This window comes from Pseudonocardia sp., assembly GCF_029263155.1.
Taxonomy (GTDB): Bacteria; Actinomycetota; Actinomycetes; order Mycobacteriales; family Pseudonocardiaceae; genus Pseudonocardia.
In genome coordinates this window covers 1-6,447 of sequence record NZ_JAJCYB010000107.1, presented here as the reverse complement: position 1 = coordinate 6,447, position 6,447 = coordinate 1, and the positions used below count along the sequence as shown (strand labels likewise).

General features: G+C 73.5%; 7 protein-coding genes and 1 pseudogene. 6 read left to right on the top strand and 2 right to left on the bottom strand.

The window, feature by feature from the left end:
• The 3 genes and pseudogenes from Q1K26_RS22420 to istB all read left to right on the top strand — a co-directional run.
• Window positions 1-1,015, top strand: a pseudogene (locus tag Q1K26_RS22420) (hypothetical protein); the annotation flags it as partial.
• Window positions 1,012-1,311 (top strand): hypothetical protein, encoded by a 300-nt coding sequence (locus tag Q1K26_RS22415; protein WP_300016534.1) that lies wholly within the window; start codon window positions 1,012-1,014, stop codon window positions 1,309-1,311. The pseudogene Q1K26_RS22420 and the gene Q1K26_RS22415, both read left to right, overlap by 4 nt.
• Window positions 1,302-2,084: an IS21-like element helper ATPase IstB gene (gene istB / locus Q1K26_RS22410; RefSeq protein ID WP_363320521.1), complete on the top strand. Its 783-nt coding sequence runs from the start codon at window positions 1,302-1,304 to the stop codon at window positions 2,082-2,084. Before Q1K26_RS22415 ends, istB begins: the two co-directional genes overlap by 10 nt.
• Window positions 2,085-2,223: 139 nt before the next feature.
• Here the strand turns inward: istB and Q1K26_RS22405 are convergent, their stop codons facing one another.
• The gene (locus tag Q1K26_RS22405) at window positions 2,224-2,535 is read right to left on the bottom strand and encodes a GNAT family N-acetyltransferase (RefSeq protein WP_300016528.1); all 312 of its coding nucleotides are present in this window, start codon (window positions 2,533-2,535) and stop codon (window positions 2,224-2,226) included.
• Window positions 2,528-3,499 (bottom strand): pirin family protein, encoded by a 972-nt coding sequence (locus tag Q1K26_RS22400; protein WP_300016525.1) that lies wholly within the window; start codon window positions 3,497-3,499, stop codon window positions 2,528-2,530. Before Q1K26_RS22400 ends, Q1K26_RS22405 begins: the two co-directional genes overlap by 8 nt.
• 89 nt (window positions 3,500-3,588) lie before the next feature.
• On the opposite strand from Q1K26_RS22400, the gene Q1K26_RS22395 reads away from it, so the two are divergent.
• Genes Q1K26_RS22395 through Q1K26_RS22385 form a run of 3 tightly spaced genes read left to right on the top strand, consistent with a single transcriptional unit; the run spans window position 3,589 to window position 5,945 of the window.
• Window positions 3,589-4,647, top strand: coding sequence for a dipeptidase (locus tag Q1K26_RS22395; RefSeq protein WP_300016522.1), 1,059 nt, complete (start codon window positions 3,589-3,591; stop codon window positions 4,645-4,647).
• A 2-nt stretch (window positions 4,648-4,649) separates the two neighbouring features.
• Entirely contained in the window at window positions 4,650-5,522 is an 873-nt protein-coding gene (locus tag Q1K26_RS22390; RefSeq protein ID WP_300016519.1) for an SMP-30/gluconolactonase/LRE family protein, read from the top strand.
• Window positions 5,523-5,945, top strand: a complete 423-nt coding sequence (locus tag Q1K26_RS22385) for a TIGR03668 family PPOX class F420-dependent oxidoreductase (protein ID WP_300016516.1) — start codon at window positions 5,523-5,525, stop codon at window positions 5,943-5,945. It abuts the gene before it with no gap.
• Window positions 5,946-6,447 lie beyond the last annotated feature (502 nt).

The following is a 6,447-nucleotide window of genomic DNA, read 5'->3' as shown; positions in this document are numbered from 1 at the left end:
TCGCCCAGATCGACCGCCGCGCCCGCCCGGCGACCGTCGACCTCGGTATCCCGCCGATCACCACGAGCGGCTGAACGCACACGCCCGCAACGAGCCTCTGAAGATCAAGTTCAGAGAATACGGCATCCAGGTCGCGACGTGTGTGCCGTTCGACCCCGAGTCCAAGGGCGGCGCGGAAGCGAGCGTGCGGGTCGCGAAGGCGGATCTGGTGCCGACCGAGGCCAACCTGGGCGAGGCCTACCCGGACATGATGGCGTTGGTCGCGGCGTGCGATGCGTTCTGCGCCACGGTCAACCACCGCCGGCATCGGGAGAGCGCCGCGGTCCCGGCCGAACGCCTGGTCATCGAGCGGGAGCGGCTGCACGTGCTGCCCTCGGCCCCGTATGCCGCCGCGCTCGGCGAGACGCGGCTGGTGAACACCGACCAGACCGTGCGGTTCGGATCGGTGCGCTACTCCACCCCGCCGGGCTTGGTGGGTGCGCAGGTGTGGGTCCGCGCGGCCGGGGACGAGCTGGTCGTCGTCGCCGACCTCAACGGTCTGGCGCTGCGGCCGTCGTGGGCGCCGACGCCGCCGGCCGGGCTGGTCGAGGTCGCCCGGCACGCCCTGTCGACGCCGGGACGGCCGCGGATCGAGCTCGCGCACTACCCCGGCCACCCACAGGACCCGTCCGGGGCGCCGCGCCCGCCCACACCCAAGCCCACCAGCGCGGCGGAGGCCGCGTTCCTCGCCCTGGGCCCAGGTGCCGAGGCGTGGCTGGTCGAGGCCGCCGCGGCCGGGGCGGTGCGGGTGCGGACGAAGATGGCCGCCGCGGTCGAGCTCGCTGCCCTGGCCGGCCACAGCGAGGTCGACGCCGCGCTCGGTGTCGCCGCGGCCGCCGGGCGGTTCGCCGTGGACGACCTGCTCGCCATCGTGCACCATCGCGCCGCCGGCGCCCCGACCGCGCAGCTCGTCGTCGCCGACGAGACACACTCCGCGCAACCCGGCACCAAGGCCTGGGAGGGGTTCGGCCGATGACCAACCCCGACCCCACCAACCCCGACCCCACCAGCCCCGACCCCGCATCGGCCGGTTCGACAGGTCTGCCGCCTGCGCCGTGGATCCTGCTCGACCGCACCACCGCCACCCAGACCGCCGCGGTGCTCGACCGGCTCGAGCAATGGCTCGCCGGTGGCGGGGAACCGGCGAGCGTCGAGGCCTGCGCGGCGGCCTGCTCCTTGGAAGAAGACGACGCGTTCAGCGTCGCCGCCTGGCTCGGGGCGCTCGCCTCCCGGCTCGAACATCGCATCGAGGAGAGCGACTCATGGTCGTGACCGCACAACCCGCCCCGCCACCGCTGCCCGACGAGCTCACCGCGCTGCTGCGCCGGATGCGGCTGCCCTACCTTCGAAATGCCGCACCCGAGGTGCTGGCCACCGCCCGCGCCCAGCGCTGGGACCCCGCCGAGACCCTGCGGGTGCTGCTCGCCGAGGAGGTCGCCGGCCGCGATGACGCCACCCGACGCCAACACCGCCGCGCCGCCGGGCTCCCGGCCGGGAAGACGTTCCAGTCGTGGCGGGAGGCCGACAGCTCGATCCCCGCCCCCACTCAACACGCCCTGGCCACGCTGGAATGGATCGGGCGCGCGGAGAACCTTGCCGTGACCGGGCCGTCCGGGACCGGGAAGACCCACCTGGTCGAGGCCCTCGCGCACGCCGCGATCGATGCCGGGCGCCGGGTCGCCTGGTTCACCCTGGAATCGTTGACCGCCGCGGTCGGGCGGGCCGGTGCGGACGGCTCGGTCGCCCGCACCATCACCAAGATCACCCGAGCCGATCTGATCGTGGTCGACGACATCGGCATGCTGCCTGCCGGCCAGGCCGCCGCCGAAGCGCTCTACCGCGTCATCGACGCCGCCTACGAGCGCCGCTCGGTCGCGGTCACCTCCAACCTGCACCCGTCCGGGTTCGACACGATCATGCCCAAGACCCTGGCCACCGCCACGGTCGACCGGCTGCTCCACCACGCCCACATCGTGCTCACCGAGGGCACCAGCCTCCGCCTCGCCGAGGCCACCGCAGGCAAGGGCGTGGTCCCCTTGACCTAGATCAACAGGAGATCAGCTGTCCGTGGACAGGGAGATGACCTGTCCACCAGCAGGGAGATCAACTGTCCGCCCACAGGGAAGTCCTGCTGTCCCTTGACACCGAGCCGGGCCGTCGGCACCGCCGGGGATCGGGCCGGGATCAGGCCAGGCCGAACCGGGGGTGCCGCGTCGCCGGGACGAGGTCGGCGTACTCGGGATGCCGCGCGATCCAGGAGGCGGCGAACTCGCACTCCGGCAGCACCGACAGGCGCCGGCGCCGGGCCGCGTCGAGCGCGCCGCGGACCAGGGCCCCGCCGAGGCCCTGGCCGCGCCGCCGCTCGTCGATCTCGGTGTGGGTGAGCGCGATTTCGCCGCGCGCGAGCCGGTAGTTCAGGTACCCGGCCGGCTGCCCGCCGGAGTGGATCTCGAACCGCGCCCGCTCCGCGACGTCCAGGATGCTCGGCTCAGCCACGCGCGCCGCTGTGCGGGATGTAGGTCGCCGGGATCACGCCGAGCTTGCCCTTCTGGTAGTCCTCGAACGTGGCCAGCACCTCGGCCTTGGTGCTCATCACGAACGGTCCGGCCCAGGCGATCGGCTCGCGGATCGGCGCGCCGCCCAGTACGACGACGTCCATGCCGTTCAGGCGCGACTCCTGCTGCTCCGCCGCCGACACGGTGATCGTGTCGCCGCGGCCGTAGAGGGCGGACTGCCCGGTACGGATCGGGCGCCGGTCGCTGCCGACGGAACCGTCGCCGGAGAGCACGTAGACCAGGGCGTTGAACTCCGGCCGCCACGGCAGGCGCACGGTGGCCCCGGGCGCGATCGTCGCGTGGATCATCGTCATCGGCGTGAAGGTGGAGCCCGGCCCGGTGTGCCCGGCGACGTCCCCGGCGATCACGCGCAGCAGCGCACCGCCGTCGGGGGTGGTCAGCAGCGCGGAACCCTCGGCCCGCAGGTCCTGGTACTTGGGCTCGAGCCACTTGTCGGCCTTGGGCAGGTTCACCCACAGCTGCAGGCCGTGGAACAGCCCGCCGCTGGCCACGAGGCTCTCCGGCGGCCGCTCGATGTGGAGCAGGCCGCTGCCGGCCGTCATCCACTGCGTGTCGCCGTTGGTGATCACACCGCCGCCGCCGTGGCTGTCGGCGTGCTCGAAGGTGCCGTCCATGATGTAGGTGACGGTCTCGAAGCCGCGGTGCGGATGCCACGACGTGCCCTTCGGCTCGCCGGGTGCGTACTCGACCTCGCCCATCTGGTCCATCATCAGGAACGGGTCGAGGTCGCGCAGCTCGATGCCGGCGAACGCGCGGCGGACCGGGAAGCCCTCGCCCTCGAACCCGGACGGCGCGGTGGTGACCGAGCGGACCGGCCGGTCGGTGCCCACCGGGTCGGGCACGCGGGGCAGCACGGTGATGTCGGGGACGGTGATCGCGGGCATCGGAACCTCCATCGATGGTTGTTGCAAGCGCAACTACCGGGTCGAACGCCGCGCCGAGCCGCATTCTTCCCGATGCGATGCTGGCGGCCATGCTGCTCGTCGACGGTCACAACGACCTGCCCTGGGCCCTGCGCGAGCAGGGTGAGGTGGACGTCGCGGCGCCGCAGCCGCACCTGCACACCGACCTCCCGCGGCTGCGGGCCGGGCGGGTCGGCGCGCAGTTCTGGTCGGTCTACGTGCCGTGCTCGTACACCGGGGCCGCCGCCGTCACCGCGGTGCTGGAGCAGGTCGACCTCGTGCACCGGCTGGTCGCGCGGTACCCCGACGACCTCACGCTCGCCGTCACCGCGGACGACGTCGACGCGGCGGGCGGCCGCATCGCGTCGTTGCTGGGGGCCGAGGGCGGGCACTGCATCGGCGGGTCGCTCGCCGTGCTGCGGATGCTGCGCCGACTCGGCGTGCGCTACCTGACGCTGACTCACAACCGGAACGTGGGCTGGGCGGACTCGGCCACCGACGCGCCCGACGCGGGCGGGCTCTCCCCGTTCGGGCGCGAGGTGGTGGCCGAGATGAACCGCATCGGCATGATCGTCGACCTGTCGCACGTCGCCACCACCACGATGCGGGACGTGCTGGCGATGACCACCGCGCCCGTGCTGTTCACGCACTCGTCCTGCCGCGCCGTCACCGACCATCCCCGCAACGTCCCCGACGACGTGCTCGCCGCCCTGGCGGGCAACGGTGGCGTCGCGATGGTGACGTTCGTGCCGCGGTTCGTGTCGGCGGCGGTGGCGGCCTGGGACGACCGCCTCGCCGCGGCGATGAGCGTGGCCGGTCTGGACCACCGCGACCTCACCGCCCGCGACGCCTTCGCCGCCCGCTGGGAGGCGCCGCCGCGGGCCACCCTCGACGACGTCGTCGCCCACCTCGACCACGCCCGCGAGGCGGCGGGCGTCGACCACATCGGCATCGGCGGGGACTTCGACGGCACCGCGGACCTGCCCGTCGGGCTGGAGGACGTCTCCCGCTACCCGGCCCTGCTCGACGCGCTCGCGGCGCGCGGCTGGAGCGAGGACGACCGCGTCAAGCTGGCGGGCGCGAACGTGCTGCGGGTGCTGCGCGCGGCCGACGAGGAAGCCACACTCTGACCATGCCCACAGTCGTGCTGGAGAAGTACTCGTTCCTGGAGAGCCCCCGCTGGCGGGACGGCCGGATCTGGGTGTCCGACTTCTACACCCACCGGGTCCTCTCGGCCCGCGAGGACGGCTCCGACGTGCGCGTCGAGGCCGAGGTGGAGGGCCAGCCGTCCGGGTTGGGCTGGCTTCCCGACGGCCGCCTGCTCGTCGTGTCCATGCGCGACCACCGGGTGCTGCGCCGCGAACCCGACGGCTCGCTCGCCACCCACGCCGACCTCTCCGCCCACGCCACCGGGCTGCTCAACGACATGCTCGTCGACCTCGACGGCCGCGCCTACGTCGGCAACTTCGGGTTCGACCTCATGACCGGCGCCCCCGTGCGCACCGCCTCCCTGGTGCGCGTCGACCCGGACGGCACGGTCACCGTGGCCGCCACCGACCTGTCCTTCCCCAACGGCTCGGCCATGGTCAACGGGGAGCTGGTGGTGGCCGAGACGCTGGGCAACCGGATCAGCGCCTTCCCGGTCGACTTCGACGGCTCGCTCGGCGCCCGCCGCGACTGGGCCCGCTTCGGGGAGCACCCGGCGGGCACGGAGGTGCCGGACGTGCTCGGTGCGCTGGTCGTCGCGCCGGACGGGATGTGCGCCGACGCCGAGGGCGCGGTCTGGGCGGCCGACGCGCTGGGCAACCGGGCGGTGCGGGTGCGCCCGCAGGCCGGGATCGTCGACACCGTCGAGGCCGGCACCGGCGTGTACGCCTGCGCCCTCGGTGGCGACGACGGGCGCACCCTGTTCCTCTGCACCGCTCCGGGGTTCGCCGAGCACGAGCGCCGCGACACCCGGGAGGCGGCGCTGGTGTCGGTCCGCGTCGACGTCCCGGGCGCCTGAGTGCCCGCCCTCGACGACGCCTCCCGTCGCGCCCGGCTGGCGCTGGCCCCGGTGGCGCGCCTCGCGACGCTGCGCCCCGACGGCACGCCGCGGCTCGTCCCCTTCACATTCGCCCTGGTCGGCGACGTGATCTGCTCGGCGGTGGACGAGGTCAAGCCCAAGACCAGCACCCGCCTCGCCCGCCTGGACGACGTACGCCACGACCCGCGGGTGGCGCTGGTGGCCGACCACTACGCCGCGGACTGGTCGACGCTGTGGTGGGTGCGCGTCGACGGTGTCGCGGAGGTGCACGAGCACGGCCCGCTGCGGGCCGAGGCCCTCGCCGCGCTGGCGGCGAAGTACCCGCAGTATGCGGCGGCCCCGCCGGACGGCGTGGTGCTGGTGATCACCCCGACGCGGTGGGCGGGCTGGACGGCGAGCTGATCGGGTCCGAGTGCTGTTCGAGCCTGTCGGGTGGTGCAGGCGATCCGGGGCGAGCGGATTGACGGTGGCGTTCTGGGCTCCTCGGCGCCGGCTGCGTCGGGCTTCCGTCGACCTTCCGGTGGTTCAGGTGAACCGTTGCGGGGGGTGGTCGGCTTCTGCCGACACCGCGATCGGGGCCGCCCGCGGTGTCGGGTGGGGCCGGGTTCGGGCGTGTCGGCGACCTCCCAGCGGTTCAGGTGAACCGTTTCGGGGGTGGTCGGCTTCTACCGATGTGCTGCCGCGCCGATTCCGTTCCTCGGCGCTGGCGCGCCTGCGGTACGGATCGACTTGCCACCGAATGAAACCACTCGATACCCGTGCGGGGTCGGGTCGGCCGCTCCCGTACGGCGTCGATCTCCCGATCGTAGTGGGTCGCCGAATGGTCGACCCGTGTCGACAAGCGGCATCTTCACGCAGGTCAGTGGCGGTATAGTAGAACACATGTTCCCATCCGTCGCCGCGC